The organism is Fusobacterium sp. IOR10, assembly GCF_010367435.1.
GTDB lineage: Bacteria > Fusobacteriota > Fusobacteriia > Fusobacteriales > Fusobacteriaceae > Fusobacterium_B.
In genome coordinates, this window is sequence record NZ_WJWY01000004.1 from 1 (window position 1) to 25,917 (window position 25,917).

At 28.3% G+C, this 25,917-nt stretch carries 21 protein-coding genes, 1 tRNA gene and 1 riboswitch; of the genes, 8 read left to right on the plus strand and 14 right to left on the minus strand.

What is annotated here, in order from left to right; all coding sequences use genetic code 11:
• Nucleotides 1-145: 145 nt before the first annotated feature.
• The 5 genes from GIL12_RS01385 to GIL12_RS01405 form a co-directional block, all read right to left on the minus strand.
• Nucleotides 146-712, minus strand: coding sequence for a xanthine phosphoribosyltransferase (locus GIL12_RS01385; protein WP_163468368.1), 567 nt, complete (start codon nt 710-712; stop codon nt 146-148).
• Between the two features lie 21 nt (nt 713-733).
• Complete coding sequence (locus GIL12_RS01390) at nt 734-2,245, minus strand: nicotinate phosphoribosyltransferase (protein WP_163468370.1); 1,512 nt, start codon at nt 2,243-2,245, stop codon at nt 734-736.
• A gap of 53 nt (nt 2,246-2,298) precedes the next feature.
• Nucleotides 2,299-3,117, minus strand: a complete 819-nt coding sequence (locus GIL12_RS01395) for a carbon-nitrogen hydrolase family protein (RefSeq protein WP_163468372.1) — start codon at nt 3,115-3,117, stop codon at nt 2,299-2,301.
• Nucleotides 3,118-3,127: 10 nt separating this feature from the next.
• Nucleotides 3,128-3,577 carry a D-aminoacyl-tRNA deacylase gene (gene dtd, locus GIL12_RS01400; protein ID WP_163468375.1) on the minus strand — a complete coding sequence of 150 codons (450 nt, stop codon included), beginning with the start codon at nt 3,575-3,577 and terminating at the stop codon, nt 3,128-3,130.
• A gap of 120 nt (nt 3,578-3,697) precedes the next feature.
• Nucleotides 3,698-4,696 carry an aminopeptidase gene (locus GIL12_RS01405; RefSeq protein ID WP_163468377.1) on the minus strand — a complete coding sequence of 333 codons (999 nt, stop codon included), beginning with the start codon at nt 4,694-4,696 and terminating at the stop codon, nt 3,698-3,700.
• A 187-nt stretch (nt 4,697-4,883) separates the two neighbouring features.
• Here GIL12_RS01405 and GIL12_RS01410 point away from each other — a divergent pair, with 187 nt between their 5' ends.
• The 5 genes from GIL12_RS01410 to GIL12_RS01430 all read left to right on the plus strand — a co-directional run bounded on the left by GIL12_RS01410 (nt 4,884) and on the right by GIL12_RS01430 (nt 9,750).
• The gene (locus GIL12_RS01410; protein ID WP_163468378.1) at nt 4,884-5,834 is read left to right on the plus strand and encodes a LysR family transcriptional regulator; all 951 of its coding nucleotides are present in this window, start codon (nt 4,884-4,886) and stop codon (nt 5,832-5,834) included.
• Between the two features lie 174 nt (nt 5,835-6,008).
• Nucleotides 6,009-7,307 carry a dicarboxylate/amino acid:cation symporter gene (locus GIL12_RS01415; RefSeq protein WP_163468380.1) on the plus strand — a complete coding sequence of 433 codons (1,299 nt, stop codon included), beginning with the start codon at nt 6,009-6,011 and terminating at the stop codon, nt 7,305-7,307.
• Between the two features lie 125 nt (nt 7,308-7,432).
• Nucleotides 7,433-8,233, plus strand: coding sequence for a threonine/serine exporter ThrE family protein (locus GIL12_RS01420; protein WP_163468382.1), 801 nt, complete (start codon nt 7,433-7,435; stop codon nt 8,231-8,233).
• Nucleotides 8,233-8,685, plus strand: coding sequence for a threonine/serine exporter family protein (locus GIL12_RS01425; protein WP_163468384.1), 453 nt, complete (start codon nt 8,233-8,235; stop codon nt 8,683-8,685). Before GIL12_RS01420 ends, GIL12_RS01425 begins: the two co-directional genes overlap by 1 nt.
• Before the next feature lie 36 nt (nt 8,686-8,721).
• A complete protein-coding gene (locus tag GIL12_RS01430) occupies nt 8,722-9,750 on the plus strand; it encodes an alpha-hydroxy-acid oxidizing protein (protein WP_163468386.1) in 1,029 nt (342 codons plus the stop codon).
• 15 nt (nt 9,751-9,765) lie between these two features.
• Here GIL12_RS01430 and GIL12_RS01435 read toward each other — a convergent pair whose 3' ends face one another.
• From GIL12_RS01435 to GIL12_RS01450, 4 genes are all read right to left on the minus strand, one after another.
• Nucleotides 9,766-10,665 carry a DMT family transporter gene (locus GIL12_RS01435; RefSeq protein ID WP_163468388.1) on the minus strand — a complete coding sequence of 300 codons (900 nt, stop codon included), beginning with the start codon at nt 10,663-10,665 and terminating at the stop codon, nt 9,766-9,768.
• Between the two features lie 122 nt (nt 10,666-10,787).
• Nucleotides 10,788-11,501, minus strand: coding sequence for a pyruvate formate-lyase-activating protein (gene pflA / locus GIL12_RS01440; protein WP_203522479.1), 714 nt, complete (start codon nt 11,499-11,501; stop codon nt 10,788-10,790).
• Nucleotides 11,502-11,523: 22 nt separating this feature from the next.
• The gene (pflB, locus tag GIL12_RS01445; RefSeq protein WP_163468392.1) at nt 11,524-13,758 is read right to left on the minus strand and encodes a formate C-acetyltransferase; all 2,235 of its coding nucleotides are present in this window, start codon (nt 13,756-13,758) and stop codon (nt 11,524-11,526) included.
• A gap of 56 nt (nt 13,759-13,814) precedes the next feature.
• Nucleotides 13,815-13,896, minus strand: a riboswitch (ZMP/ZTP riboswitch).
• 65 nt (nt 13,897-13,961) lie between these two features.
• A complete protein-coding gene (locus GIL12_RS01450) occupies nt 13,962-14,762 on the minus strand; it encodes a Cof-type HAD-IIB family hydrolase (RefSeq protein ID WP_163468394.1) in 801 nt (266 codons plus the stop codon).
• Between the two features lie 304 nt (nt 14,763-15,066).
• Here GIL12_RS01450 and GIL12_RS01455 point away from each other — a divergent pair, with 304 nt between their 5' ends.
• From GIL12_RS01455 to GIL12_RS01465, 3 genes are all read left to right on the plus strand, one after another.
• Entirely contained in the window at nt 15,067-15,339 is a 273-nt protein-coding gene (locus GIL12_RS01455; RefSeq protein ID WP_163468396.1) for a co-chaperone GroES, read from the plus strand.
• Nucleotides 15,340-15,374: 35 nt separating this feature from the next.
• Nucleotides 15,375-16,988: a chaperonin GroEL gene (groL, locus tag GIL12_RS01460; protein WP_163468398.1), complete on the plus strand. Its 1,614-nt coding sequence runs from the start codon at nt 15,375-15,377 to the stop codon at nt 16,986-16,988.
• Nucleotides 16,989-17,087: 99 nt separating this feature from the next.
• A tRNA-Gln gene (locus GIL12_RS01465) sits at nt 17,088-17,162 on the plus strand.
• Nucleotides 17,163-17,257: 95 nt separating this feature from the next.
• Here the strand turns inward: GIL12_RS01465 and glyS are convergent.
• Genes glyS through GIL12_RS01490 form a run of 5 tightly spaced genes read right to left on the minus strand, consistent with a single transcriptional unit; the run spans nt 17,258 to nt 25,900 of the window.
• Entirely contained in the window at nt 17,258-19,327 is a 2,070-nt protein-coding gene (glyS, locus tag GIL12_RS01470; RefSeq protein WP_163468400.1) for a glycine--tRNA ligase subunit beta, read from the minus strand.
• A 19-nt stretch (nt 19,328-19,346) separates the two neighbouring features.
• The gene (gene glyQ, locus GIL12_RS01475; protein WP_163468402.1) at nt 19,347-20,222 is read right to left on the minus strand and encodes a glycine--tRNA ligase subunit alpha; all 876 of its coding nucleotides are present in this window, start codon (nt 20,220-20,222) and stop codon (nt 19,347-19,349) included.
• 23 nt (nt 20,223-20,245) lie between these two features.
• Nucleotides 20,246-20,707, minus strand: coding sequence for a signal peptidase II (gene lspA / locus GIL12_RS01480; protein ID WP_163468404.1), 462 nt, complete (start codon nt 20,705-20,707; stop codon nt 20,246-20,248).
• A 3-nt stretch (nt 20,708-20,710) separates the two neighbouring features.
• Complete coding sequence (ileS, locus tag GIL12_RS01485; RefSeq protein WP_163468406.1) at nt 20,711-23,503, minus strand: isoleucine--tRNA ligase; 2,793 nt, start codon at nt 23,501-23,503, stop codon at nt 20,711-20,713.
• Nucleotides 23,504-25,900 (minus strand): ATP-binding protein, encoded by a 2,397-nt coding sequence (locus tag GIL12_RS01490; protein ID WP_163468407.1) that lies wholly within the window; start codon nt 25,898-25,900, stop codon nt 23,504-23,506. It lies immediately after the preceding gene.
• Nucleotides 25,901-25,917: the final 17 nt, after the last annotated feature.

Here is a 25,917-nt window from a genome sequence, read left to right on the forward strand (position 1 = left end):
CTAAAGATTTTACTGTTTCTCCTTTCAACCTTCTTTCATAAATTTCTATTTTTTGTTTATTTGTTAATTTGGACATAAGAAATGCACCCTCCATCTTATTTGTCTAAGATTTTGGGTGCACTACAAACCCTCTTTCTCTTTTTATTTATCTTAAATGAATTTTATTATCCTCTAAACTGTCAATGATAGCTAGTGATTTTAAGTGTAATCCTGACTCTCTTAAAAGCTTTCCTCCATTTTGGAATCCCTTCTCAATAACTATTCCAACTCCTACAACTTCTGCACCTGCTTCTTCAACTATTTTTTTAAGACCTATTACTGCATTTCCCATAGCTAAAAAATCATCTACTATTAAAATTTTATCACCTTTATTTATAAATTCTTTAGAAACAGTGATATTATAATCTTTATTTTTTGTAAAAGAATGAACAATAGTATTATAATTTTCAGACATTGTTGCAGGTTTATTTTTTTTAGCAAATACCATTGGAACATTAAAAGCGTAAGCTGTTCCTATACCTATAGCTATTCCTGAAGCTTCAATAGTTAATACTTTGTTAACTTTCTTATCCTCAAATACATTTTTAAATTCTTTTCCTATTTCATACATCAAATTAGGATCTATTTGATGATTTAAAAAACTATCAACCTTTAATAGTTTTGAATTTTTTACACTTCCCTTTTCAATTATCATTTCTTTTAACAATTTCATTATATCTCTCCTTAATTTATATTATTCATATATTTCTGCTGTTATTTTTTCTATTAAAGAGTATTTTAATTCTCTTAGGTCTTTAGATAAGTTAACTTTGTATTTATGAGGAAATTCTAATCTTTTTCTCTCATTTGAAATTTTGTTTAACTTGTTAAAATAATATTTCTGTGATTTTAATACATCATTTAAATCGTAATATTCATCTGTAAATTGTCCATTTTTAACATATAATCTTGTTAATTTTTCATAAGTATAGTTTCCTTTATAAAGAATACTATATTTCAATTCATTTGTCTCATCTTGAGTTCTAAACTCTTCATTTGATAATATTTTTTCTTTATCTGTATCCCCATTAACTAAAGTAATTATATCTGAATAAGCTATACCTTTTTTATCATAAATTCTATAAACTTCTTTAAAACCTGGATTTGATATTTTTATTGTATCCTCTGATAATTTCATTACAGGTTGATTTTGTATTTCAACTATTTTATAAACCCCACCAAAGCAAGGATTTGATTTACTTACAGCAATAGCGTCTCCTACACCAAATATATCCCCACAAGCTTGTTGTTCTTTTAAAGATTTTATTAAATCTTCATTAAGCCCATTAGTTAAAAATATTTTAGCCTTTTTTAATCCTGCTCTATCTAATTCTGCTCTACATTTTTTAGAAAGGTAAGCTAGATCTCCAGAATCTATCCTAACTCCATAAACTCCTTGATAAGTATCATCTATTCCATTATCCTTAAAGGATTGTATAGCATTTTTTATCCCTATTTTTAAAGTATTATATGTATCTATAAGTAAGATTAAAGTATTTGCTTGTCTTTTTCTTCTATATTTTATGAACATATCAAAAGATTCTTTTTCAGCTTTTTTCCCAACTCCAAAGGTCTGTACATATGAATGTGCCATTGTTCCAACACTAGGTACCCCATATTTATATTCAGCTACTAAATTTGAATGGGATGTACATCCTCCTATAATAGATGCTTTAGTTCCTGATACAGCACTATCAAAACCATGAGCTCTTCTGCTTCCAAAAGAAGATACTTGTAAAGGATAAGCTGCCCTTGTTACTCTAGATGCTTTTGTTGCAATGGCCATTTGCATATTCATTATATTTAACAAAGGTGTTTCTAATATTTTTGCTTGAACCAATGGAGCTTTAATACTTATAACAGGTTCATTAGCATAGGCTATTTCCCCTTCTCTCATTGCATAGATATCCCCTGTAAATTTTAATTTAGATAAATAATCCAATAGTTTTGGTTCGTGAATTATTTCTTTGAAATATTTTCTTTTTTCTTCTTCACTTGTTTCATTTAATATTTTAATTAAATCTATAACTTCTTTCACCCCTGAAACAACTGCAAAACCATTATCCTCTGTTTTTCTAAAAAACATATCAAAGATTGCTTCTCTTTCTTGACTGTTTTCCATTACAAATATATCACTTTCTGTGTACTGATATCTGTCTGAGTTAATAACCCTTGCAAAATCTGTTAATAATCTATTCCCCTCCATACTATTCCTACCCCTTATTTTTAATATTTGACTATAATTATAACATTTTATTTTTAAAAATCCAATATTTTATCTTTATACATATCTTTTCTAAAGTCTTTCCATATAGGATATTCTTCTCTCGTTTTCTTTACTTCATCTAAATCTATAATTTTATAGATAACTTCTTCCTTATCCTCTGAAGCCTTTACAATAACTTCCCCAAAAGGATTTATTACCTTAGTATCCCCACATATCATATTTCCATTGGGAGTAATTCCAACTGTATTAACCCCTACTACAAAATATAAGTTTGTAGCAGCACCTGAAATCAAACTATTGTTCCAACGGTGTTGTATCCACTTGCTCCAAACAGCACTACATATAACTAATTCTGCTCCCTTTAAAGATAAAATTCTAAATAATTCTGGAAATTCAATATCATAACAGTTTAATAGTCCTATATTTCCTATACTAGTTTTATAAACTAAAATGTCATTCCCTTGAGCAAATGTTTTCTTTTCAGATCCCCAACAATAATATTTGCTATAACTACCTACCCTCTCACCTTTATTATCAATGAACATAATTGAATTAAAGATTTTATCAGGAATTTCTTTTTTCTTTTCTACATATCCCATAGCAATAAAAATATTATATTTCACAGCTGCTCTTTTTAATTCAGAGTATAATCTCCCATCATTATATTCTGCTAACTCATGAAAGATTTTCCTTTTATTAAAATATCCAAAATAAAAAAGTTCTGGGAATACAACTATGTTAGCATTTTCTTCACTTGCTTTTTTTATAATATCTAAAGCTTTTTCTAAATTTTTTTCTTTATTTCCATGAAAGGATTCCACTTGTGCTAATGCTAATTTTATTTTTTTCATAATTATTCCTTTATTTCACTGGAGTATCTATAACAAGTGTTACAGGTCCATCATTTATTAATGAAACTTTCATATCTGCACCAAATTCACCTGTTTCTACTTTACTAATTCCAAAAGATTTAAATTTATCTATAAACTCTTCGTATAAAGGAATTGCTATATCTGGTCTAGCTGCATTTACAAAACTAGGCCTTTTCCCCTTTAGACAATTTCCATATAATGTAAATTGAGAAACTATTAATACCTCTCCTTTTATTTCATCTAAGCCTAAATTCATTTTTCCCTCTTCATCTTCAAAAACTCTTAGCCCTTTGATTTTATTAGAAAGCCATTCAACTTCCTTTGAAGTATCATTATGAGTTACTCCTAAAAGAATTAAAAAACCATTTTCTATTTTTCCAACTGATTTTCCTTCTATTTTAACTTCAGCTTTACTTACTCTTTGAACAACAGCCCTCATTTTAATCTCCTTTTCTTATATTTTTATTAAATTATATCATAATTATAAAAAAAGAAAGTCTTTTTTTTCAGACTTTCTTTCTTCATAATATTTATGAACTATCCTTCTAATTTTTAACTTTTATTTTTCAACACAAAGAACTTTTCCATCTTTAACTATTACTTCATCATCAAAAGTTATTGTAGGATTATATTGAACCATATCTATATGAACTGTTGATTTTGCTGGTTGTCCATAATAGAATCCATTTCCCATAGCTATGTGACAAGTTCCATAGGCTTTCTTTTCTTCTTCAAAATCTCCATTAAATAAACAATCTCTATTTAATCCTATTCCAATTTCTGCTATATTGTCACTATCTTTAACTTCAGCTATTTGTCTACGAATTTCCTTGCATATTTTTGCATCTCCACCCATTACTTCAACAATACGTCCACCTTCTATTTTTAATTTAACTGGAATAGTTGGACATCCATAATAACAAATTGGACCGTCTACCACAAGAATTCCATGAGTACTTCCTATAACTGGTCCTAAAGAAACTTCCCCATCTGACCAAGCCATTGCATCTCCAGGATTTCTAGCTATACCACATTCTATAATTGGTTCCATATCGTTCATTTCCATATATAAATCAGTACCTGCAGGAGTTGTTATATGAGCTTTTTTCTTCCCTCTCCATACAGCTTGTAAAGTTTCCCCATCTTTATATACTGCTTCATAATCTGCTAAAGCTCCACCACGTGTAAAGTTATCTATGTGACGTAAACAAATTGAACATTCTCTTAATGTTTTTTTATTTACAAGTTCTTTTAATTTATTATTATAAATAGCTGCTCCTGAAGCTGTTGTCATTCCAATAAATATATCACAAGCTTCCATACCTAATTCCAATGTTTTAGGAAATATTGTTGCCTTATCTTTCCCTCTAATTGGCATCATTGTAATGTTGTATTCTGCTCCGTATTTTAAAGCTGCTCCTGCAAGTGCATTTGCCATTCTCATATCTGTTTCTGGATCAATAACTATTAATACTTCTTCTCCTGGTTTTACTCCCATTAAATTCCCTAGTAAATAATCTGCTCTTTCAATACATTCAATTATTCTGTTATCTTCCATTTTTACTCTCCTTTTAATTCAATTATTTATTGGTGTTCTATTTCTATAACGTAATGATACTCTAAAGATAAATTTCTTTCAAATGTTATACTAAAATCCGTATGACATATAATTTTTTTTTATATGTTAATATAAATATGGTATTATGAATATATCCTAAAAATTCAATTGAAAGGTAGGTTAGACTATGGTAAATGAAATGAAATATATTTATACTATCTATAAAGAAAGAAGTTTTTCCAAAGCAGCTAAAAAATTATATATATCGCAACCAGCTTTAAGCTCCCTAGTTAAAAAAACCGAACAAAAAATTGGAGTGCTTATATTTGATAGAAACACAATACCTTTAACAGTAACAGAGGAGGGGCTATATTATATTAAGTACGTTGAAAAAATACTGGAAATGGAAAATGATTTAATCAGACATTTTAAAGATATTGGAGAACTAAAATCAGGGAATTTAATTATTGGTGGCTCTTCCTTTTTTTGTGCATTTACTCTTCCAAAATTAATTGAAAAATTTTCAAATAAATATCCAAATGTTCATGTGGAAACTATAGAAGGAAATATTAAAGAACTTACTTCTGGAATTGAAGATGGAACAATTGATTTAATTATTGAAACTGCTATTTCAGAAAAAGATAAAAATTTAGATGTTTACAAATATTCCACAGAAGAAATATTATTAGGAGTACCTAGACAATGGAAAATCAATGAGAGTTTAAAGGAATATCAACTAACTTTTGATGATATAAAAAGGAATATTCATCTTGAAAGCACTTTTCCTGAAGTATCTTTAAAACATTTTAAAAAATTTCCATTTATTACTATGAAAAAAGGAAATGATCAATACAGTAGGGGATTGAAAATGTGTAAAAAAGAAGGATTTATTCCAAAATCAGTTTTTCAAATAGATCAAATTCTAACTGGATATCATATAGCTATTTCTAATAAAAATGTAGCTCTATTCATAAGAGATACGTTAATTAAATCTGCCTATAAAAATAATGATTCTCTTATTTATTATAAAGTGGGTAAAGATTTAGCCAAAAGATCTATCTATATTGCTAATAAAAAACATAGATATATCTCTAAAGCTATGAAAGAATTTTTAAAAATTGCCAATATTGACATTTAAATTTTTATATTGCTTACCTTTAAAAAAAATATAAGATATAATTAATACTTATATCTTATATTTTTTTTAATATAACTTTTGCCATTTCATAAATATCATAGTACCATGTTTTTATCGATGTAATCGTTGCGATTTCAAACAAAACATTTGCAAGAAATTCAGGGAGGTAAAAAAATGTCACTATCAATTAACAAAAAACAAAAAATGCCGTTACACATCAAAATCTTTATAGGTTTATTTGCAGGAATTATCGTTGGATATATTCTTAATTTCATGGGCGGATTAAACAATCCAATGATAAAAGATCATATCATTCCATTTCTATCATTTCTCGGAAGTATTTTCTTAAAATCTATCAAAATGGTGATTGTACCATTGGTGTTCTTTTCAGTAACAGATGCAGCACTTTCACTTGGAGATATTAAAAAACTTAAGAGTATTGGAATAAAAACAGTTCTATTCTTTTTAGGAGGATCTGCTTTATCTGCAACAATAGGATTAGTTGTTGCTAATATTATAAAACCTGGAAAAGGAATCCTACTAGGAAGTGTTTCTAAAGAAGTTGCTACTAAAGAACTTCCTGGAATGTATCAGACTATTTTAAATTTAATACCTAACAATCCATTTGCTTCATTAACAAATGGTGATATGATGCCAGTTATTGTATTTTCACTTCTTCTAGGTTTCTCTATTATTTTAATGGGGGAAAAGGGAGAACCACTAGCTAAAATAATAAATAATTTATCTGAAGCTATGTTTAATATAATCAATATGATTATAAAGATAACTCCCTATGGAGTTTTTGGATTAATGTCTGTTGCAATGGCTAAATATGGAACTGCTATCTTTGGTCCTGTTTTGAAATTTATTGTAACTGATTATATATCTGCTATAGTAATGATTACAGTAGTTTATAGTTTAATGTTGATATTTATTGCAAAGGTTAATCCTTTAAATTTTTGGAAAAAAGCTATTGAACCTTTTATAGTGGCTTTCAGTACTTGCGCCTCTTCAGCAGCTCTTCCAGTTTCAATGAAAACAGCACCTAAACTTGGAGTATCTAAAGAAATTTCCAACTTTGTTTTGCCCCTTGGAGCCACTGCTAATATGAATGGAACCTGTTATTATTTTGGAGTAATTGTTATTTTTGCAAGTCAATTATATGGTATTGATTTATCTATTCAGCAACAAATAATGTTAGTTGTACAAGCCACTTTCTTAAGTGTTGGTTGTGCTGCTACTCCTCAAATAGGATTAGTTATATCAATTACCCTATTAACACAAATGGGATTACCTTTAGAAGCTACCGCCTTAGTTGCAGGAATATATAGAATTATAGATCAAGCTCATACTGCTACAAATTCATCAGGTGACTTAGTAACTACAGTATGTATATCTGCTTTAGAAGGAGATTTAGATAGAGAAGTTTTCAATGATCCAGATGCAGGAAAAGAAACATTAGCTACTGCTTAAAAATATAAAATAAATTTTATCCTTAAAAGAGATTATATAAAAATAATCTCTTTTTTTTTATATAAAAAAATGGTATTCTTAATAAAAGAGGTTATTTATTATTTTTATAAATGAAAGGAGTTACTATGGAATTAAATTCGAATGATAATTCAGAATTTAGAAAAAGAAAAGAACATATTTACAGACTATCCCTGTTTATTGGTGAATTACTTTTAAAAAATGGTGCAGATACAGATAATGTTGAATTTTTATGCAGAAGTCTTTGCAAATCAAAGGGTTTTAAATATATCAGTCTATTCATAACTCCAACTGTTATAATTATTGGAGATGACAGAGATGATGGAATTACTTTTATGAAAACCATTAAAGATAGAACTATCAATCTTCAAAAATGTTCTCTTTTAAATAGTCTCACTCTGAGATTGATATCCCAAGAAAAAGTTAATATTGACAAAGCTGTTAATATATTAAAAAAAATTGAAAAAAAGGAAACTTATTCTTTCTTTATTAAAGCTGTAGCAGCAGGATTAGGTTCCGCTACTTTTACCCTTCTTTTTAAAACAAATTACCTGGAGTTTCTTTTCACTTTTATAATAGTAATTATCTCCCTTTATATATTTAAGAAAATAATTGAGTTTTCCATGACTTCAATGCTTGGAATAATTATTTCAACTTTCTTTATAGGTATTTCTGCTCAATTTTTAAATGTTTTAGGACTAGCTCCTAATAGTAATTTTATAATTGTTGGTGGAATTATTCCATTTTTACCAGGAATAGCTATTACAAAAAGTGTATCTGATTTAGTATCTGGAAACTTATTATCTGGAAATGCTAGAACAACAGAAGCTTTTTTAACAGCTTTATCAATTGGAATAGGAATTGGTGGAGCTATGAAGCTTTGGATTAAATTAGGAGGTTATATCTAATGGAAAATGTCTCTATCTTTCAAAATTTTATTATTTTAGGTATTACTTCCCTATGCTTTGGCGTTTTTCTTTCTATTCCAAAAGTTGATCTAATAGTTGGAGGAATTATAGGAGGTATTAGCTGGGCCTTGTATGTATTTTTAATGAGAATTAGTGGGGAAATTATTCTTCCTTACTTTATAAGTACTTTAACCATTGGTCTTTTGGGAAATATTAGTTCCAAAATAACTAAACGACCTACATTTTTATATATGCTACCAGGAATTATTCCCTTAGTTCCAGGGTATTCTCTATATTATACAATGTTCTATATTGTTACTGAAGATTATTCTTTAGCTTTGCATAAGGGAATTGAAACTTTATTTATTGCCTTTTCCATTTCAAGTGGCCTAATAGTTTCTGAATCATTGAAAAAAATATTAAATAATCTTTTAAAAAAATTAAAAGTATAAGGTATACTTATATTATATATTGTTAAGGAGGAAATTATGGATATTAAAGAAGTAAAAAAAAATGCCAGAGAAAAAATGAAGGGATTTTGTAATGTCTGCAATGAATGTAACGGCATTTGGTGTGCTGGTAAGGTTCCAGGTATGGGTGGTTGTGGAACTGGAGATTCTTTCAAAAGAAATTATAACAAATTAAAAAGAATTAGACTAATTCTAAAAACTATACATTCAGCAAAAAATCCTATCTTAGAAACATCTCTTTGGGGGGAAAAGTTATCTTTTCCAGGAATTATAGCCCCTATAACAGGTGCTAGTTATAACTTTGGAAATGCTGTAAATGAAAAAGAATATGCAAATAATGTAATTAATGGAGCTGTGGATGCTGGAACTATTGGAATGGTAGGAGACGGGGGAGACCCTACATATCTTGAACTTGGTTTAAAAGCTATAAAGAAAGCTGGGGGAAAAGGTGTTGCAATTATTAAACCTAGAGATAATGAAGAAATTATAAAAAGAATTAAAATGGCTGAAGAAGCTGGGGCTGTTGCAGTTGGAATAGATATTGATGGAGCTGGACTTTTAACTATGGCCCTATATAATCAACCTGTTGGTCCAAAATCCTTTAAAGATTTGAAAACTTTAGTTGATTCCACTGACCTTCCTTTTATAGTTAAAGGTATTTTAAGTGTTGAAGAGGCTAAGCTTTGTCAAAGAGCTGGAGTTGATACAATTGTTGTTTCTAATCACGGAGGAAGAGTGCTAGATGATACCCTTGCCCCTTGTGAAGTATTAAATGAAATAGTTAAAGAAGTTGGATATAAAGTAAATATTCTTGTTGATGGTGCTGCTAGAAATGGTGGAGATATATTAAAATACCTTGCCCTTGGAGCTAAGGGAGTTTTAATTGGAAGACCTATTATTTGGGGAGCTGTTGGTGGAGGACAAGAGGGTGTTAAAATTATCTTAGAACAGTTTAAGAATGAGCTTTATAAAAATATGATTTTAACTGGTTGTGAAGAAACTACAAATATTTCTCCTAGAATAATCCATGAATTTATACTAGACTAATACAAAAGACAGTATTTACTGTCTTTTTTTATTATTAAAAGCTGAAACTAGTAAAACTGCAGAGGTAATAAAAGAAATTCCTATAATATCAGTTTTAACAAACACTGTTCCTAGCCATAAAAATGCAAATAAAGAAGCAGAAACAGGCTCAATACTTGCTATCATACTAGCTTTAGAAGCTCCTATTTCCAAAACTCCTTGTAAATATAATACAAAAGCTCCTATTGTCCCTATAAGAACAATACCCATAATTGCCAAATAAGCATTTATATTTAATATTAGATTCATAGGTTCCCTATAAATAAATTCTTTCATTATAAAACCATTAAATATCATTGCATATCCCACTACCACCTTTGATCCATATTTTTCAGTTAAATCTCCAGGTAATATTGAGTAAAGAAAAAATCCTACAGCAGATAATAATCCATAGAACAAGGCTTTTTTAGAAAGAACTAAATTTCCTAAATCTCCTCCAGTAGCAAGCATAGTTGTCCCTACTATAACGCATAAAAGTGCTAAAGACTCATATTTTGTAGGTCTTCTTCTTTCTTTACAACATACATAAACCATAATCAATACTGGTCCTATGTATTGTAATACTGTAGCTGTGCCAGCATTGGAATGAGAAATTGCTAACAAATAAAATAATTGAGCTGGTAAAAGTCCAAAAAAAGCAAACAAAACTAATCTAAATAAATCTCTTTTATTTTTTAAAATATTTAAACTTTTATCCCTTTCATGAAACAAATTAAATGCTAATAAAATTGTTCCTGCTGATAGCATCCTCACTGTGGTAAGCCAATAAGCATTAATATTATAATTTTCAAATAAATACTGCCCACAAGCTCCTGAAAATCCCCAACCACATGCTCCCACTATTGTAATAATAACCCCTCTGAAATTAGTATTCATAATTCCTCCCAATATAATTGTAGTCACTTGAATTATAACATTTTATATTGAATAAAACCATCTCATCATAAGTTTTTTGAAAAATAAATAGAACCAAGAGAAAAACTCTTGGTTCCAATATGTTATACTAACTGTTTAAATATTTTTTTAGCTATTAATAATCTCTCTTCTGATAAAGGTTTGGTACCTAAAAGAGGATACTCTTTTTTTAATTCCTTATATTTAAAAACTCCTAAAGTGTGATATGGTAATAATTCTATTTTTTCTATATTCTTAAATTTTTCTAAATACTTTGCTAATTTAGTTAATAGCTTTTCATCATCTGTTATTCCTGGAACAATAACATGCCTTATCCATACAGGTTTATTTATTTCTTTTAAGTAGTCTAAAAATTTTAAAGTATTATCTAATTTAACTCCTGTTAAATTTTTATATACTTCTTTATCTATACATTTTATATCCAAAAGAACTAAATCTGTATATTTTAAAACTTCCTTCACTTTATCATCAAATATATATCCTGAGGTATCTAAAGCTGTATTTATATTGTTTTCCTTACATATTTTAAAAAGTTCCAAAACAAAATCACTTTGTAATAAAGGTTCTCCTCCACTTACTGTAAGACCACCATTTTTTTTGAAAAAGTTTTTATATTTTAATAATTCCTCAAATATTTCCTTTGGACTGACTAATTTATTATTTCCTTTAATGTCCCAAGTATCTGGATTGTGACAAAACTTACATCTCAATGGGCATCCTTGTAAAAAAACAACATATCTTATTCCTGGTCCATCAACAGTTCCAAAACTCTCGTAAGAATGAATATTTCCTAAAATCTCCATAATCTCCCACCTAGCTTTATATTCTACTGTTTATTGTTCTTGATAAAACATCAAGTTGTTGTTCTCTTGTTAATTTATTAAAATTAACTGCGTATCCTGAAATTCTTATTGTTAGTTGAGGATATTTTTCTGGATGTTCCATTGCATCTTCTAATAATTCTCTATCAAATACATTTACATTTAAATGTTGACCACCTTCTGGAGTAAAATATCCATCTAATAATCCAACTAAATTATCAATTCTTCCATCTTTTTCTTTTCCTAAAGCTCCTGGTGCAATTGCAAAGGTATAAGAAATTCCATCCTCTGAATTATGGAATGGTAATTTGGCAACTGATAGTAATGAGGCTAATGCTCCATTGGTATCTCTTCCATTCATTGGATTTGCTCCTGGTGCAAAAGGTGTTCCACCTCTTCTTCCGTCTGGAGTATTCCCTGTTTTCTTTCCATAAACAACATTTGATGTTATTGTTAACATTGATTGAGTTGGTTTTGAATTTCTATAAGTTTCATGACTTCTTAAATGATTCATAAATTTTTCCATAACCATTACTGCTAGCTTATCACTTTCATCATTATTGTTTCCATAAGGGATATAGTCTCCTTCTCTTTCAAAGTCAACAATTAATCCTGTTTCATCTCTTATTACTTTAACTTTACAGTCTCTAATAGCAGCTAATGAGTCAGCAACAATTGATAAACCTGCAATACCTGTTGCTTGAGTTCTTTCAATATTTAAGTCATGAAGTCCCATTGCAAAAGCTTCATAGGCATATTTATCATGCATATAGTGGATTATTTTTAAAGCATTTACATATACTCCTGATAACCATTCCATAATTCTATCGAATCTCATCATTACATCATCATAATCTAAATAATCCCCTTTAACTGCTTCAAATCTAGGAGATATTTGTTTTCCACTTTTTTCATCTCTTCCACCATTTAAAGCATAAAGTAAAGCCTTTGCTAGGTTTGCTCTTGCTCCAAAGAATTCCATTCCTTTTCCTATTTTCATAGGAGAAACGCAACAAGCAATTCCATAATCGTCTCCAAATTCAGGTCTCATTAGATCATCATTTTCATACTGAATAGCTGATGTTTTTATAGAAACCTCTGCACAGAATTTCTTCCAATTTTCTGGCAATTTTTCTGCCCATAGTACTGTTAAGTTTGGTTCTGGAGCTGCTCCTAAATTATATAATGTATTTAAATATCTAAATGAATTTTTTGTAACTAATGGTCTTCCATCTGAACCAATACCACCAATAGATTCTGTTACCCAAGTTGGATCTCCTGAAAATAATTCATTATATTCTGGAGCTCTTAAAAATCTAATAATCCTTAATTTTATTATAAATTGATCTATTAATTCTTGAGCTTCTTCCTCTGTTATAACTCCATTTTTCAAATCTCTTTCAATATAGATGTCTAAAAAAGTTGATGTTCTACCAAGGGAAGTTGCTGCTCCATCTTGATCCTTTGTAACTGCTAAATATCCAAAGTATACAAACTGTACAGCTTCCTTTGCATCCTTTGCTGGTTTAGTTACATCATAACCATAAGAGTCACACATTTTAACAAAATCTTTCATAGATTTAGTTTGATCTGAAATTTCTTCTCTTCTTCTAATAGTTTCATCATCTAATTCTGCAATTTCCAATACTTGCATTTGAGCTTTTTTATCTTCTATTAATCTATCCATACCATAAAGAGCAACTCTTCTATAGTCTCCTATAATTCTTCCTCTTCCATAGGCATCTGGTAATCCAGTTATAATTCCCACACTTCTACAAGCTTTCATTTCCTCAGTATAAACTGAGAAAACTCCTTCATTATGAGATTTTCTATACTTTGTAAATACTTCTTCAACAAATGGATCAATTTCATATCCATAAGCTTTTAAAGATTTTTCAACTACTCTCAAACCACCCTTTGGATAAATACCTCTTTTTAAAGGTTCATCTGTTTGCATTCCCACTATTACTTCCATATCTTTATCTATATATCCTGGTTTATAAGCTGTTATTGATTGAGGTATTTTTGTTTCTGCATCTAATACACCTTTTTTTCCCTCTTCTTTTAATAATTCTGTTAATTTATTCCAAACTTTTTTAGTTTTTTCTGAACTATCCTTTAAGAAAGTATCATCACCTTCATAAGGAGTATAATTACTTTGAATAAAACTTCTTACATCTATTTCACCTTGCCAACGTGCTTTGTTAAATCCTTCCCATGCTTTGTTTGTCATTAAAGCCTCCTTAAATTTTATAAAATTTTATAACAAAAAATCGACCGTCTAGGCTTAGATTGTGCCCAGACGGTCGACTAATTTAAAACTATACTCCTTGTGGTTATTTCCACTGATCCGTCAGTTATATAGCTATTTATTTACTTGTTTTTTCTTTCCTCTTGCATAGATACTACTATAATTTTCTATTCTTGTCAATAATTTTATAAAAATATTTTTTTCAAATATCTAGCTTCACTATCTTCATCAGAAGTTCCTATTACTTCATTATTAGGTAAGGCTTTTTTTAATTTTTCACTGGCATTCCCCATAACCAAGCCTTTTCCAACAAGTTCTAACATTTCTTTATCATTTAGTCCGTCTCCAAAGGCTATAGTTTCTTCTAAAGATATTCCTTCCTTTTCCAATATTTCTGAAATAGATTTTCCCTTTGAAACACCTTTTTTCATAATTTCAAGACAAATATCCAAGGAAGCTGTAATATTTATTTTATTTGCAATTGTATTATCATTTTTTAATTTATTTTCCAATTCCTCTAAAACGTTACTATCCCTACATATATAGGCGAATTTAGAAATATTATCTTTTTTTAATTCAGTTAAATTTACTATATCTGGAGTAAATCCAGATTCCTTATGATATTCATTTACCTCTGGTACATCTATATTCACATACCATTTATCAAAGGTATATACATTTTGCATAATATTTTCTTCTAATGTTAAATTCAAAAAATACTCTGCGTAATCCTTTGGTATTGTATAATTCATAATAACTTTATTTTTATAATCGTGAACAACTGCTCCATTTGCTGATACTAAAAAAGAGTCTGCACCTAGTTGGTTTTTAAAACACATGGCATCCTTATGATGCCTTCCTGTTGCAATTATAAATTTTACACCTTTTTTTATTATCTTCCCTATTATTTCTTTACTATAATCTGAAATTTCATGATTTGAATTTAATAAAGTTCCATCCAAATCTGAAATTACTGCTTTATACATAGGTATCCCCTCACTATTTTTTGTTTTTCTTGTTTTTTTTCATTCTTAAAATAAACCAAATTATTATTCCTATACTCACTGGTGCCATAGCTAAATTAGCTATTATTGCGTACTTCATCATTAAAATCAACCCCTTTATGCAAATAAAATATTTTAACTTTCTATTAATTATACCATAAACTTCTGAAAATATAAAATATCAAAAATTTTGTTGACATTTTTTTTAAAAAGTTATAAAATTAAAATCGATGAACATAAGCACTCACGTATATAGAGTGCTAACAAAAAACAAGGAGGCTATAAAATGAATATTAAACCAATCGGTGAAAGAATCTTAGTTGAAAAACTAAAAAAAGAAGAAAAAACAGTTAGTGGGATTATTTTAGCAGCTTCTTCTGCTGGAAGTAATCAAAATATTATGGAAATTGTAAGTATTGGAAATGGTGAGAAAGTATCTAATGAGTTTAAAATAGGAGATAAAATTATTTCTTCTGGATACTCTGGAACTACAATTAAACATAATAATAAAGAATATAGTATTTTAAATTTTGATGATATTTTAGGTATTGTTGAATAATTTTAATTACATAATAAGATTTTAGGAGGGTTAAAATGTCGAAAATTATATTATTTAATGAAGATGCTAGAAAAAAATTAGAAAAAGGAGTTGATACTCTAGCCAATACTGTTAAAGTAACTTTGGGACCTAGAGGTAGAAATGTAATTCTTGAAAAATCCTTTGGATCTCCTTTGATTACAAATGATGGAGTTTCAATAGCTAAAGAAATTGAACTTGAAGATCCCTTTGAAAATTTAGGTGCAAAATTAATTAAAGAAGTTGCCACAAAGGCAAATGATATTGCAGGGGATGGAACTACAACTGCTACAATTCTTGCACAAAAAATAGTAAAAGAAGGATTGAAAATTGTAAGTGCTGGAGCCAATCCTATATTTGTAAAAAAAGGAATTGATAAAACTATTACTGAAGTTATAAAGAAATTAAAAGCAAATTCTAAAAAAGTTAAATCTAATTCTGAGATAGAGCAAGTTGCATCTATTTCTGCAGGAGATAAGGAAATTGGTAAACTTATTGCCCAAGCTATGGAAAAAGTTGGAGAGTCTGGAATTATAACTGTTGAAGAAGCTAAATCCTTTGAAACTTCCCTTGAGGTAGTTGAAGGAATGCAATTTGACAAGGGTTATGTTTCTCCTTATATGGCAAATGATTCTTCTAGAATGGAAGCTGACCTTGAAAATCCTTATGTTCTTATAACTGATAAAAAAATAACTAACATTCAAGATCTTCTTCCTATATTAGAAAAAGTAATAAAAACTTCTAAACCACTTTTAATTATTGCTGATGATATTGAAGGGGAAGCTCTTACTACTTTAGTGTTAAATTCTTTACGTGGAACTCTTAATGTTGTTGCTGTTAAAGCACCTTCCTTTGGAGATAAAAGAAAAGAAATGCTAGAAGATATTGCTGTGCTTACTAATGCAACTGTAATTAGTGAAGATAAGATGATGAAGCTTGAAGATGTTCAACTGGATATGTTAGGTTCTGCTAAAAAAATTAAAATTAATAAAGATAATACTACTATAATATCTGGAAATGGTTCTAAAAAATCTTTAGAAGAAAGAATTAATTTAATAAAATCACAAATTGAAAAAACTACATCTACATATGATGTGGATAAACTAAAAGAAAGAATTGGTAAACTTTCTGGAGGTGTAGCAGTTATTAAAGTTGGAGCTGTTACTGAAACTGAAATGAAAGAAAAGAAATTAAGAATAGAAGATGCTCTTAATGCTACAAAGGCTGCTATTGAGGAAGGTATTGTCCCTGGTGGAGGTATTGCTTTCTTAGAAATTTTCAAATCTCTTGAAAACTTTAAATTAGAAGGAGAAGAAGAAATGGGTGTTAATATTATAAAGAAGGCTCTTCTTGCACCTTTAAAACAAATAGCTTCAAATGCTGGAATAAACGAAGGAGTTGTTGTTGAAAAAATAAAATCTTTACCTGAAGGATACGGATTTAATGCAGCTACAGAGGAATACATCCATATGATTGATAATGGAATTATTGACCCTGCAAAAGTAACTAGATCTGCTATTCAAAATGCTGCTTCAATAGCTTCTCTTATATTAACTACTGAATCTTTAGTTGTTGAGAAAAAAGAAGATAAAAATAATTTGCCTAACACACCTATGCAAAATATAATGTAATTAACTTAGCAAAGATACTTTTAGTATCTTTGCTTTTTTTTTAAAATTTATTGACTTTTTTTATTTATTTTGATATAATTCAAAGGCAACATTACAAATTGGGATGTCGCCAAGCGGTAAGGCATCGGACTTTGACTCCGTTATGCGTTGGTTCGAATCCAGCCATCCCAGCCATATATAAAATTATAAACCACTATATTAGTGGTTTTTTTTATATAAATAAAAAAACTAGTTAGCATATAAAAATACTAACTAGTTATCTATAAATCTTAAAGTTCAATTAAATTAAGTTCAGCCATTTCTCTAAAAATAACATCAATTTTTTTCAATTGAGACAATCTATTCATTTTTATTTCTTCATTTTTATCGTTAACCATTACATTATTAAAATATTCATTGATTATATCCTCACTGCTTAGGACAACTTCTAAATATCCTCTATAATCTTTATCTGATAATTTTCTCTCTAAAGAAATTGTTAATCCATTTACAAAATTGTATAATTCTGTTTCAACTTTTTCTTTAAATAATTCTTCATTAACCTCTGTATCCATGTGAGATTTTGTAATATTTCCTACTCTTTTTATTATAGATATTACATTTTTAAATTTAGAATCTTTCATTTCTTCTGTTATAACTTTTATTCTTTCCTCTGTATCAACTACATTATTCCAAGATGTTTTTACAACTGCTAATACAACATCTCTTCTGTAACCTAAATCAGAAAAAACATTTATAACTCTTTGTTTTAAAAAGTCTAAAACTTCCTTTTCCAAGTCTTTTTTATCTTTCTTTAAAATTCCTGCTTCATCTAAAATTTCAATGGATATTTCCACTAAATCCTTTAAAGAAACATTTAATTTAGAATTTAGAATTATATTAACTATTGCTAAAGATGCTCTTCTTAGAGCAAATGGATCCTTTGAACCTGTTACAACAACTCCAACTCCTAAACATCCTACTAAAGTATCTAATCTATCACATATTCCTGTAACAATTCCCTCTTTAGTTGTTGGCAATTTATCCCCTTTAAATCTAGGGAAATAATGTTCTTCTATACCCTTTGCAACTGTTTCTTTTTCTCCATTTTTAAGAGCATAATCAGCTCCAATAAATCCTTGAAGCTCTGTAAATTCTTTTTCATTTATCATATTTGAAACAAGATCTGCTTTACATAGACTTATTGTTCTTTTGATATTTTTTTTATCTTCAGCATATCCTAATTTTTCAATTAATAAATCTGCTATTTTAGAAACTCTTTCCATCTTAGAATATATAGTTCCTAAATCTTTTTGGAAAACAACTGTTTTTAATTTTTCTATATTGTCTTCAAATGGTTTCTTTAAATCCTCTTGATAGAAAAATTTTGCATCTGCAAGTCTTGCTGATAAAACTTTTTCATTTCCTAATTTTACTTTTTCTGAATATGAAATACCATTTCTAACTACTACAAATTTAGGTAATAATTTTCCATTTTTATCTAGAATTGGGAAATATCTTTGATGAACTTCCATTGATATTATTAAAACTTCTTGTGGAACCTCTAAGAAATCTTTATTAAATGTTCCAACTATAGGATAAGGATATTCAACTAAATTTGCAACTTCATTTAATAAATTTTCATGAACTAAAACTTGCTCATCTTCTTTAGTACAATTTTGGTTTATCATATCTTTAATCATTTTTTTTCTTTCTTCAATATCAATAATTACGTTGTTTTCTCTTATTTTTTTCAAATAATCGTCAACACTGGAAATTTCAAATTTTTCACCAAAAAATCTATGTCCTCTTGATTCTAAAGAACTTTTTATTCCTTCAATTTCAAATTCCACAAGTTCATTATCACAGATAGCTAAAAACCATTGAATAGGTCTTGCAAATCTAAAGTTTTTATCTCCCCATTTCATTGATTTTGGAAATTCCAATTCACATACTAATTCTTTTAGTAGATCTGGTAATATTTTTTTTGTTTCAATTCCCTTTGAAAATTTTCTTGCTGCTATATATTCACCTTTTTTTGTTTCAATTATTTCTAAATTTTTTGGATCTACACCTTGAGATTTGGCAAATCCCATTCCTGCTCTAGATATTTCCCCAGATTCATCATAGGCAACTCTTTTAGCTGGTCCCATATTTAAGACATCTAAATCTTCTTGCTTTTCTAATAAATCTTCAACTAATACAACTAGTCTTCTAGGTGTTCCATATATTTTAACTTCTTTATATTTTATTCTTTTCTCTTTTAATTTTTTTTCTAAATTTAATTTTAAACTATTTAATGCATTTACTAGAAATCTAGCTGGATTTTCTTCCATACCTATTTCAAACAATAGTCTCATTTTATTCCTCCAATACAAATTATTTATTTTTCTTCAACAAAGGATATCCTAATTTTTTTCTATTTTCCACATAAATTTCTGCACATTTTTTAGCTAAGTCTCTAACTCTTAAAATATATGCCATTCTTTCTGTTGTTGAAATAGCCCCTCTTGAATCTAAAACATTAAATGTGTGAGAACATTTTAAAACAAAATCATATGCAGGTAAGACTAACCCTTCATCTAAAATTCTCTTTGCCTCTAATTCATATTCATCAAACCATTTAAAGTATGAATCTAAATTAGCCAATTCAAATGAATATTTTGAATTTTCAAATTCATATTGATATCTCATATCTCCGTATTTAACATCTTCTGTCCAATCTAAATCATAAACATTTGATTTATCTTGAATATATAGTGCTATCCTTTCTAGTCCATAAGTAATTTCAACTGGAACTATTTCAAGTTCTAGTCCTCCAACTTGTTGAAAATAAGTAAATTGAGTGATTTCCATTCCATCTAACCATACTTCCCAACCAAGTCCCCAAGCTCCTAAAGTTGGTGATTCCCAGTCATCTTCTACAAATCTTATGTCATGTTCTTCAGGTATTATTCCTAAAAGTCTTAAACTTTCTAAATATAACTCTTGTATATCTCCTGGAGAAGGTTTCATTATAACTTGAAATTGATGATGTTGATAAACTCTATTTGGATTTTCACCATATCTTCCATCTTTAGGTCTTCTTGATGGCTCCACATAAGCAGTTTTCCATGGTTCTGGTCCCAAAGACATTAAAAATGTGTTTGGATTAAATGTACCTGCTCCTGTTTCAATGTCATAAGGATTTCCCAAAACACACCCCTTAGCTCCCCAATAATCTTGAAGAGTTCTTATTATCTCTTGAAATGTCATTTTCTTGCCTCCATTTTATATTTTTATTTTTCAGATTTATGATCTTTTTTTAAAAACATATCTAAAATTATTAAAGCAACTCCTATATTAATATAAACATCTGACATGTTAAATACAAAGCTCCAAATTCCACGAAAATCAATCATATCAACTACGTATCCTCTGAAAACCCTATCTATCATATTCCCAATAGCACCACTAACAATTAATAAATAAGATACATTTTCAATTTTTTTATTTTCTTTAAAAGTTCTAATAAAATAAATTAAAAGTAATATGATTGCTAAAACTGTAATTACACTGATTATATTTATCTTTCCTTGAAATACACCAAAAGCTATTCCTCTATTTTGGACATATGTTATATGGAAAAAATTTGGTATTATTTCTAATGTATCACCTAGAAACATACTATTATCAACTAAAAATTTAGTTAGTTGGTCTATTAAGACCAACATAACTATTCCAATCATATATATATACATATTTTATTCTCCTAAAACTGAAGCACATCTAGGACAAAGAGTTGGATGATTAGGATTTTCTCCTATTTGTTGTGAATATTTCCAACATCTTTCACATTTTTCCCCATCTGCATGAAGAACTTTTACAAATAATTCAATTTCATCATCTTTAACAAATGTTTCATCTGTTTCATCTGCATATTCTAATTGAGAAACAATAAATACCATTTCTAATAATTCTTGATTTTCTTTAATGAATTTCTTTAAAGTTTCATCAGAAGTTGAAATTAATACTTTTGCATCTAAAGCGTTTCCAATTATTCTATCTTGTCCTTGTCTTGCTTTTTCAAGATATTTATTTACTGCTTTTCTTAATTTTATTACATTATCCCATTTACTTGATAACTCTTCATTTAAATATTCATCATTATTTTCAAACCATTTAGTTAAATGAACAGATTCTTGATCCTTGTCGTGTTCTGGTAATTTAGTCCAAATTTCCTCTGCTGTGAAAGAAAGAATTGGTGAAACCATTTTAACTAAACAAACTAAGATTTCATTCATTACTGTTTGAGCTGCTCTTCTGTCAACTGAATTTGAATTTTCTGTGTATAGTCTATCTTTAATTATATCTAAATAGAAAGCAGACATATCTATTCCTGCAAAATAATGAATTGCTTGGAATAAGTTATAGAATTCATATTTTTCATAATTTTCTGTAACTTGTCTTTTTAATACTTCTAATTTATGTAATGCCCATTTATCAACTTCATGTAATTTATCATAAGAAACTGCATCTACACTTGGATCAAAATCAGAAGTGTTTCCTAAAATATATCTTGCTGTATTTCTAACTCTTCTATAAGCTTCAGCCATTTGTTTTAAAATGTTATCTGAAATTTTAATGTCGTCTCTGTAATCTACAGAAGCACACCAAAGTCTTAAAATATCTGCTCCGTAAACTTTTATTACATCCTCTGGAGACACTGTATTTCCAACTGATTTAGACATTTTTCTTCCGTCTCCATCATTAACAAATCCATGAGTTAATATCTTTTTAAAAGGAGCATCAAAAGTTGACCCTGCAGATGTTAAAAGAGATGTTTGGAACCATCCTCTATGTTGATCTGAACCTTCTAAGTATAGGTCAGCTGGTCTACGTAACATTTTTCCTCTTGTTTCTAAAACTGATCTGTGAGAAACTCCTGAATCAAACCAAACATCCATGATATTTGTTTCTTTTATAATTTCTTTTCCTACTAAATCATATTTAGCAAGTAATTCTTCACCTATTAATTCTTCTGCAGAATATTTAACCCAAGCTGCTGAACCTTCTTCTTTAACAATTCCAACAACTCTGGCTAATATTTCTTGATTAAATAATACTTCTTCATCAACATAGAATACTGGAATATGAACTCCCCAAGTTCTTTGTCTTGAAATACACCAGTCAGGTCTTGACTCAAGCATTGATCCAATTCTATTTCTTCCCCAAGATGGTAAAAATTCTACTTTATCTAATAAGTCTAAAGCTCTTTGTCTTAGGTCTGAATCTCCTTCTGTTTTTACAAACCATTGAGGTGTTGCTCTAACAATTATAGGAGTTTTTGATCTCCAATCATGTGGATATGAATGGACAAATTCACTGTATGATAACATAATTCCTTTTTCTAATAAATCTTCAGAAATAACTTTATTTGCTTCACTATATAATAATCCTGCGTAAGGTCCTGCTTCTTCAGTTAATATACCCTTATGGTTAATTGGTGAAAGAATAGGAAGTTTAAATCTAACCCCTACAACATAGTCATCTTGACCATGTCCTGGAGCTGTATGTACACATCCAGTCCCTGCATCTGCAGTTACATGTTCCCCAGTAATTATTGTACCTATTCTATCCATAAATGGATGTTCATAAGTTAATTTTTCTAAATCTATACCTTTAAATTCTTTTATTAATTTTGAAGTTGTAATTCCTATTTCTTTTATTGCATTTTCTGCTAATTCTTTAGCAAATATGAAATCTCCCTTTTCTGTTTCATAAACTCCATAATCAAATTCTGGATTTAAACAGATTCCCACATTTGCAGGTAATGTCCAAGGAGTTGTAGTCCAAATAACTAAGAAAGTTTCCTTTGCTAGTCCTAATTTATCTAAAACATCTTGACCAGCTTTCATTTTAACATAAACTGATGGAGATTTTATATCTTTGTATTCAATTTCAGCTTCAGCAAGGGCTGTTTCTGTAACTGGAGACCAATAAATTGGTTTAGAACCTTTGAATATATATCCATTTTTATATAATTCTCCAAATACTTCTAATTCCTTTGCTTCATATTCTGGAGCTAAAGTTAAATATGGATTATCCCATTCTCCTAAAATTCCAAGTCTTATAAATTGTTCTTTTTGAATATTAACCCATTTTTTAGCATATTTTGTACATTTTTCTCTAATTTTTAAAGGAGACATTGTTTTCATTTTATCTCCAAGTTCTTCACTTACCTTTAATTCTATTGGAAGTCCATGTGTATCCCATCCTGGAACGTATGGAGCGTTATATCCAGAAAGTCTTTTATATTTTAATATAATATCTTTTAAAACCTTATTTAAAGCATGACCAATATGGATGTTTCCATTTGCATATGGAGGCCCATCGTGTAATATAAAGCTTGGTTTATTAAAATCTAATCCCTTCTCATATATATTTTTTTTAGACCAATCTCTAACCATTAACGGTTCTTTATTTGGTAAATTTGCTTTCATTTGAAAGTTTGTTTTTGGTAGATTTAATGTTTTACCATAATCATTTTTTTCCATTTAATTCTCCTCCTTGAGTATATTTAAAGTTATTTTAACGGTTGTTCCAATTTCTGGTTTAGAGTAAATTTTAACTACTCCCTTACAATCTTTTATTACCCTTTTCACAAGAGAAAGTCCAAGTCCTGGAGCATCCTTCTTATGAGTAATAAATGGCTGAAAAACTAAATCTAAGTTTTCCTCTGATATTCCTATTCCATTATCCTTTATATCTATTTTAAGTTTATTTGAATGTTTATCTCTAATTACTACAATATCAATTTTTTTGATTACCTTATTATTTTGCATAACTGCATCATAGGCATTTTTTAATAATTCCATAAATACCCTTCTAAGCCTTTTATTATTCCCTAAAATATCCCCAGTATAACTTATAAATGAAGATATTAAAACCTTATTATTTTCAGGTAAAGATAATTTAAACTCAGAAATTACTTCAGGAATCAAATGTTCTATATTAACTTCTTCTAGTTTTTCTCTATCTAAAGGATTTGAGTATTCTATTAAGACTTTATTAATTTGTTTCATTTGTTCCACTCTTCCTTCAAGAGTTTTAATATTTTCCGCTATGTTTTTATAGTCTCTATTTTTAGTATCTTCCAATATTTTCAACAAATTATTAAGAGCCTCTTCTCTGTTGTTTAAGAATCTCTCTGCTACTTTACTTATTGTAGTATTTCGTTCTAATTCTATTTTTTCTTCTTCTTCCACTTTACTTCTAAATTTTATGGAAATATTCATCAAAAGCAATTTTAGTAATTCCATATCTTCTTCTGATATCTTTTTTTCCTTTATATAATAATCAAATACCATAACCCCAGTGTAATAATCTATATTGTATACTGGAAATATTAAAAAGTTATTTAATCCTAAACTATTAAATAAATCATTTCCTAAATTATGTTTATATCCCTTACTATTATAATATTTTATTTCTCTATCCTTTAAGGCACCAGAAATTATATTATCCTCTGAGAAAGGTATTTTTATAAGTTGAATTATTTCTTCTAATTCTTTTATCTGGAAATTAAATCCAGATTTTTTTTCTTTTAAAATATCATTATTTATATCTAGAATATGAGAATTTATTTTGGCTTTTTCCCCAATAAGAGCATCTCTTTCCCTACTGTATCTAAAAAACATTCCCCTACTGAAACCAAGCCCTAATTCTGATATAAATGCAGTCATTACTTTTTGTACAATTTTAGTTACATCTTCTTCTGTTTGAACCTCTAGTATTAACTGTTCTATAGTATTCATTTTTCTTAAATTTTCTTTTAACTTTATATTTCTTTGCTTCAATGTTCTTTGATTATCTTCTAATTTTCTAAGCATTTTTCTTATGGCCACTGCTAAAGTTTTTATTTCTCCATTGGTATTTTCTAGTTTTATTCTAGTTGAATAATTTCCATCACTGATTCTTTCTGCAGACTCTGTGATATCCTTTAATGGAAGTAATAGTTTCTTTAACATTTTTCCAAATATTGTTGTACTTAATGTTACTAGAGTTATTACAATAATTGTTATAAATAATCCTATTATAAATTTTGTAGTGAATAATTTCTCCCTTGAAATAGCAACTCCAAAACATCCTATATTCTCATTATTATAATCTTTCAAGGCTAAAATCCCCATATAATAAGGGATTTTCCCAATCTTCTTTTTACTATAATAATATTTATATTTGTTTTCCTTTAAAGTTTTTAAATTTTGTGGATTTATTATTTCCTTATCTAAATTTTCTTTGAAATCTCCAGTTATATATGAATCCCCAATAAAAGCAAAAATTTTATCTGATGACCCTAGCTCAATATATTGTTTAATATATTGTAGAATGTTCAATTCAAAGGGAATAGATGCTAAAATATACTCTTTTCTTTTATTTATATTATTTTTATAAGAATATATTATCCTAGAATAAACTTGTTTATCCTCTTTTACAATATAACTCTCTTGAGCTCTAAATCCTCCCAATCTCTTTCCAGAAACAATTATATTTTTATCAAATATATGCTTTTTTCCAGTAAAACCTAATATTTCTCCTTTGTCATTTAGCATAGCTATTTCTATTTTATAATATTTTTGAAAATTTTCCTTTACAAGTTCATTTTTCAAAATATAAGAAAGTATTTTATAATTACTATTATTTTGTCTTAAACGAGTAAAATCATCTTCCCTAGAAATTTTGTTGATATCTTCTCTAACACTAGTTATATAATTGTTATAAGCTTTCTCAACTATATATATCTTTTCACGGGACATATCAACTAACCTTGATTCCATATCTTCATATGTTATGAAGGTTGTTATCATGGCTACCACTAAAGATGTTATTATTATCGCTATATTATTGTAAAATACTATTTTTACAAGAAGAGAATCTCTATTTATTTTCATAATATTTCCTCTTAAAT

Excerpts from the sequence above, each read along its gene's own strand:
- GIL12_RS01385 (WP_163468368.1), bottom strand. The coding sequence starts at position 712 with ATGAAATTGTTAAAAGAAATGATAATTGAAAAGGGAAGTGTAAAAAAT.
- GIL12_RS01390 (WP_163468370.1), bottom strand. The coding sequence starts at position 2,245 with ATGGAGGGGAATAGATTATTAACAGATTTTGCAAGGGTTATTAACTCA.
- GIL12_RS01395 (WP_163468372.1), bottom strand. The coding sequence starts at position 3,117 with ATGAAAAAAATAAAATTAGCATTAGCACAAGTGGAATCCTTTCATGGA.
- dtd (WP_163468375.1), bottom strand. The coding sequence starts at position 3,577 with ATGAGGGCTGTTGTTCAAAGAGTAAGTAAAGCTGAAGTTAAAATAGAA.
- GIL12_RS01405 (WP_163468377.1), bottom strand. The coding sequence starts at position 4,696 with ATGGAAGATAACAGAATAATTGAATGTATTGAAAGAGCAGATTATTTA.
- GIL12_RS01410 (WP_163468378.1), top strand. The coding sequence starts at position 4,884 with ATGGTAAATGAAATGAAATATATTTATACTATCTATAAAGAAAGAAGT.
- GIL12_RS01415 (WP_163468380.1), top strand. The coding sequence starts at position 6,009 with ATGTCACTATCAATTAACAAAAAACAAAAAATGCCGTTACACATCAAA.
- GIL12_RS01420 (WP_163468382.1), top strand. The coding sequence starts at position 7,433 with ATGGAATTAAATTCGAATGATAATTCAGAATTTAGAAAAAGAAAAGAA.
- GIL12_RS01425 (WP_163468384.1), top strand. The coding sequence starts at position 8,233 with ATGGAAAATGTCTCTATCTTTCAAAATTTTATTATTTTAGGTATTACT.
- GIL12_RS01430 (WP_163468386.1), top strand. The coding sequence starts at position 8,722 with ATGGATATTAAAGAAGTAAAAAAAAATGCCAGAGAAAAAATGAAGGGA.
- GIL12_RS01435 (WP_163468388.1), bottom strand. The coding sequence starts at position 10,665 with ATGAATACTAATTTCAGAGGGGTTATTATTACAATAGTGGGAGCATGT.
- pflB (WP_163468392.1), bottom strand. The coding sequence starts at position 13,758 with ATGACAAACAAAGCATGGGAAGGATTTAACAAAGCACGTTGGCAAGGT.
- GIL12_RS01450 (WP_163468394.1), bottom strand. The coding sequence starts at position 14,762 with ATGTATAAAGCAGTAATTTCAGATTTGGATGGAACTTTATTAAATTCA.
- GIL12_RS01455 (WP_163468396.1), top strand. The coding sequence starts at position 15,067 with ATGAATATTAAACCAATCGGTGAAAGAATCTTAGTTGAAAAACTAAAA.
- groL (WP_163468398.1), top strand. The coding sequence starts at position 15,375 with ATGTCGAAAATTATATTATTTAATGAAGATGCTAGAAAAAAATTAGAA.
- glyS (WP_163468400.1), bottom strand. The coding sequence starts at position 19,327 with ATGAGACTATTGTTTGAAATAGGTATGGAAGAAAATCCAGCTAGATTT.
- glyQ (WP_163468402.1), bottom strand. The coding sequence starts at position 20,222 with ATGACATTTCAAGAGATAATAAGAACTCTTCAAGATTATTGGGGAGCT.
- lspA (WP_163468404.1), bottom strand. The coding sequence starts at position 20,707 with ATGTATATATATATGATTGGAATAGTTATGTTGGTCTTAATAGACCAA.
- ileS (WP_163468406.1), bottom strand. The coding sequence starts at position 23,503 with ATGGAAAAAAATGATTATGGTAAAACATTAAATCTACCAAAAACAAAC.
- GIL12_RS01490 (WP_163468407.1), bottom strand. The coding sequence starts at position 25,900 with ATGAAAATAAATAGAGATTCTCTTCTTGTAAAAATAGTATTTTACAAT.